This window comes from Pseudophaeobacter sp. C1-32P7 (assembly GCF_041008775.1).
GTDB lineage: Bacteria > Pseudomonadota > Alphaproteobacteria > Rhodobacterales > Rhodobacteraceae > Phycobacter > Phycobacter gallaeciensis_A.
The window spans coordinates 1-3719 of the sequence record NZ_JAXGFR010000059.1 but is presented as its reverse complement, the minus strand read 5'-3'; the positions used below and the strand labels follow the sequence as shown (position 1 = coordinate 3719).

The 3719-nt window shown below is 61.4% G+C and carries 4 protein-coding genes; 2 read left to right on the top strand and 2 right to left on the bottom strand.

The features are described 5' to 3' along the window. The first annotated feature begins 150 nt into the window (after positions 1-150). Entirely contained in the window at positions 151-369 is a 219-nt protein-coding gene (locus SM763_RS23940; protein ID WP_369000066.1) for an ArsR/SmtB family transcription factor, read from the top strand. Between the two features lie 4 nt (positions 370-373). Here the strand turns inward: SM763_RS23940 and SM763_RS23935 are convergent, their stop codons facing one another. Beyond that, positions 374-1309, bottom strand: coding sequence for a cation diffusion facilitator family transporter (locus SM763_RS23935; protein ID WP_088636073.1), 936 nt, complete (start codon positions 1307-1309; stop codon positions 374-376). Between the two features lie 75 nt (positions 1310-1384). Between SM763_RS23935 and SM763_RS23930 the strand changes: the two genes are divergently transcribed. After that, the gene (locus tag SM763_RS23930; RefSeq protein ID WP_088636087.1) at positions 1385-1840 is read left to right on the top strand and encodes a MerR family transcriptional regulator; all 456 of its coding nucleotides are present in this window, start codon (positions 1385-1387) and stop codon (positions 1838-1840) included. 242 nt (positions 1841-2082) lie between these two features. Here the strand turns inward: SM763_RS23930 and SM763_RS23925 are convergent. After that, positions 2083-3719: efflux RND transporter permease subunit (locus SM763_RS23925; protein WP_369000064.1), on the bottom strand; the 1637-nt coding region annotated here is incomplete at its 5' end.

Sequence of the window (3719 nt, the reverse complement as noted above, 5' to 3'; positions counted from 1 at the left end):
ACTCGGCGTCAAGCCCGTCACAATTTACAGATATGTCGGCCCCAACGGGGAACTCAGAGAGAACGGAAGACGCGTCCTGGCCGCTTAGAGTGTCATTCTGCACTCAGCCGGAATCGACCCCTTGATGCGCTGGTATCAGGCGAACGCAACGTGCAGGAAATTGTCGGTCATACGGGATTGGGGCAACCCAACGTCTCGAACCATCTGCGCTGCCTGCTCGACTGCGGGCTGGTCAGCCGCCGCAGCGAAGGTCGATTTGTCCGGTATCGCCTGGCGGATGGACGGGTTGCCGATCTTCTCCGTGATGCGGATCGGCTCCTTGCCGCGACGGGGACCGGGATCGACGGCTGCGAGAGCTACACAGAGTAGACGGTCATCCGTGCCGCTCGTCGCCATGCCCCTGCCCGCCGAACTCGGACGGGTCGTCGCAGGCGTGGCGCGCGCATTCCAGCTCAAGCGTCGTGTGCTCGATATCGAACCGGTCAGCCAGTGCAGCTTTGATCCGTTCCTTCACGGCGTCTGCGTCGGACCAACGCCCCTCGGCTATGACGACATGCGCATCCAGTGCCGCGCGGTGTTCGTCCATCTGCCAGAAATGCGCGTGGTGAATGCCCATCACGCCGTCGATTCCACGCACGGTATCAAGAACCGCGTCTGTCTCGATCTCGGGCGGCGATCCAAGCATCAGGATACGGATCACAGGTCCAATTTCGCGGAACGATTGCCACAGGATATAGCCCGCGATCAGCACCGTCACGAGCGGGTCGATCAGCCGCCAGTCGTAGAGCAGGATCAGCGTGCCCGCGACGATCACGGCGACAGAGCCGAGCGCGTCGGCCACGTTGTGCAGGAAGGCCGCACGGATGTTCACGCTGGATTTGGACATGGCGTAGGTCAGCGCCGCCGTCACCGCGTCCACGATCAGCGCGATGCCTGCGATGATGACGATCAGCCAGCCCTCGACCGGCTGCGGATCGGCAAAGCGCATCGCGGCCTCGTAAAGCAGATAGAGGCCGATCACGATCAGCGTGGTGTAGTTGATTAGCGCGGCGACGACCTCGACCCGGCCATAGCCGAACGTCATCTCTGCATCCCTTGGTCGCCGCGCGATCTTTCGAGCGCCGAAAGCGATGATGAGCGAGATCGCGTCGGAAAAGTTGTGCAGCGCGTCCGCGATCAGAGCGAGCGAGCCGGAAACGATACCACCGACGATCTGCGCGACCGTCAGGCCCATATTGACCGCGATGGCGGCGAAGACGCGGCGGTCGCCAGCCTCGAGATCGACGTGATGATGGTGGCCGTGACCCATGACGGCGGCTCCTTTCGATTCGTATCGTTTCAGGATAGATACGATCTACAGCGACTATAGGTTCAAGGGGCAATGATGAAAGAATACTCCATCGGGCATATGTCGCGCCGGACGGGCGTGAAGGTGACAACGATCCGCTACTACGAAAGCCGGGGCCTGATACCGTCACCGGCGCGGACAACAGGTGGGCAGAGGCGCTACGATGAAGCGGCGCTCGAACGGCTGGCCTTCCTGCGCCACGCACGGGAACTGGGCTTCGGTCTCGATGATATCGCCGATCTGATGGCCTTGGCAGAAGCCCCGTCAGAGGATTGCGCACCTGCCCATGAGATCGCACGCAAGCAGCTCGCGGCGGTGGACCGGCGCATGATCATTCTCGCGCAGCTTCGGGAAGAGCTGGTTCGGATGGCTGACGCGGATGATCCCGGCCATGCGGGGAAGTGTCGCGTCATCGAGGTTCTGGGGGATCACCGGCTCTGTATTGGTGCGCACGAAGCGTCGGGTGCCGCCCCAAGTTTTTCCGCTCCCTAAACCGTTATTTTATTTTGATAAATGACAAAACTAAACCGTTTTTGGCACCGGCGATAACCACCATTTTGGATGACTTCCAATGCCCTTACAGCGGAAATCAGGGCGGGTCTCATGACAGTGCACGCCACGATGAAACCGCTGGAGATGTCTGCGGGGTCGCGCCCGAAAACGTCGCCATGTTCATCGAACTCTCCCCCTCTGCCAATTCTGCACCCAAGCAGGCCTGAAGCGCGTTCGTTCCATCAGGTAAGGGCTCCCGAGGCTGACTTCGCATGCTGCCCATGAGCCGTTTCGACAAGCGAATGATGCCCTCCTTGTCGGGGTGCGAACCAGCGGTGCAGGGCGGGCATTACGAGCAGCGTCAGCACGGTTGATGAAACCAGCCCCCCGGTCACCACCGTGGCGAGCGGGCGCTGCACCTCGGCACCGACGCCGGTGGCGAAGAGCAATGGTGCCAGCCCCAGCGCCGTCGTCATGGCGGTCATCAGGACCGGGCGCGCGCGCAGCCCTGCGGCTTCGATGGCCAAAGCGTCCAGATCGCGCCCGGCACGCGCGAAGTCATCCATGAAACTGACCAACACCATGCCGTTGCCCAATGCGATGCCGAACAACGCGATAAACCCGACCGTGGCGGGAACCGACACCGGCAATCCTGCAAACCAGAGCGCCAGCGCGCCGCCGGTCAGCGCCAGGGGGATGTTCAACAAGATGAGGATCGCTGATTTCAGCCTTCCGAAAGTCACCAGAAGGATCAGCAGGACGATGCCCAGCGTGATCGGAATGACCACGGCAAAGCGGGCGTTCGCCTGTTGCTGAAGCTCGAACTGACCGCCCCAGACCAGACGATACCCGGGCGGCAGCTCCAGTTGAGCGTCAGTCAACTTCTGCGCTTCGGCAACGAAAGATCCGATATCGCGGCCGCGCACGTTGGACTGGACCGTGATAAAGCGTTCGCCATCCTCGCGTGTGATCTGGCGCGGACCGATTACTGTTCCGATATTGGCAACCGTCTCCAGCGGCACCCGCGCTCCGGAGGGCGATTCCAGCACGATACGGCTGATCGCCTCGGGTGTGTCGCGGCTATCTTCGTCAAAACGAACCATGATCGGAAACTGTCGCACACCCTCGAACAGGGATCCGGCCTCGGCACCGCCTACGGCTGCACGCAGCGCATCCAGCGCATCCTCGACATCAAGCCCGTAGCGGCCAAGGGCTGACCGGTCCACAGTCACCACAAGCTGCGGGGCACCGGTAATTTGGTCGGCCTGCACCTCGGCTGCTCCTTCGACCTGTTGCAGCAGCGATTGCAGCACCTGTGATCGCTGCAACAGGATTTCGGAATCCGGTCCGAAAATCTTGACGGCCAGTTCGGCACGCGTGCCGGTCAGCAATTCGTCGACGGACATCGCGATGGGTTGGCCGATATTCACCACAATCCCCGGATAGGATTCCAGGTCTTCCGAAATCGCGGTGCGCAGTCCTTCCGCAGACAGTCCAGGGCGCCACTGCTCGACCGGATTCAACTCGACAAAGGCTTCCGCGCTATTGGTCGGGTCGGCATGTGCGCCGACTTCTCCCCGCCCGATACGGGTCACAATGGACTTGATTTCAGGGAAGTTCTTCAGCAGTCGCTTTTCTACCCGCGTTGTGGTTGCCATCGCTTCGGTGAGCGAAATCGAGGGTGCCATGGTCAGCCGCATCAGAATGTCGCCTTCCTCGAGCGATGGCGTAAATTCGGAGCCAAGCCGCGATCCCGCGAAACCGCCTGCAGCCAACAGCACACCACACAGGACGATCGCGAAAAAACGGTTGCGGACAAAGAACCCTGCTGTGCCGCTGATCATGGATGCAACACGTCCGGGCTGGTCCGGAGCTTTCT

Bases quoted from the DNA above. Each gene is read 5' to 3' on its own strand.
- SM763_RS23935 (WP_088636073.1), bottom strand. From the start codon at position 1,309: ATGGGTCACGGCCACCATCATCACGTCGATCTCGAGGCTGGCGACCGC.
- SM763_RS23930 (WP_088636087.1), top strand. From the start codon at position 1,385: ATGAAAGAATACTCCATCGGGCATATGTCGCGCCGGACGGGCGTGAAG.